This is a genomic window from Blastomonas sp. CCH1-A6, from assembly GCF_001556365.1.
Taxonomy (GTDB): Bacteria; Pseudomonadota; Alphaproteobacteria; order Sphingomonadales; family Sphingomonadaceae; genus Blastomonas; species Blastomonas ursincola.
This window is the reverse complement of sequence record NZ_LSIS01000327.1, coordinates 1-255: the sequence shown is the minus strand read 5'-3', so window position 1 is coordinate 255 and position 255 is coordinate 1. Positions and strand designations below refer to the sequence as shown.

At 59.2% G+C, this 255-nt stretch carries 1 pseudogene; it reads right to left on the bottom strand.

The window, feature by feature from the left end:
• Positions 1-4 precede the first annotated feature (4 nt).
• A pseudogene (locus tag AX735_RS15870) lies at positions 5-255 on the bottom strand (DUF3768 domain-containing protein); the annotation flags it as partial.

Genomic DNA, 255 nt, shown 5'->3' with positions numbered 1-255 from the left:
CGCGTCAACAGAAGGAACCGTTCAATGCGAACTTGACAAGCCCCGGATCATACAAATCGACTTTCATCAGCACCTTGATGCCATCGACATCCATGCTTGCAAAGTCTCGCTCGGGCGAATCCGGGGCGAAGGTGCAATGGCGCAGAGCGGCCATCAACCGGGCCTGGGCCATCATACTGTCTGCCACGGTGTCGCCGCTGAATTCTGCAAGCAGCCCGGAGGTCATGACGATGCGGGCCGTTCGGTCACGGCCCT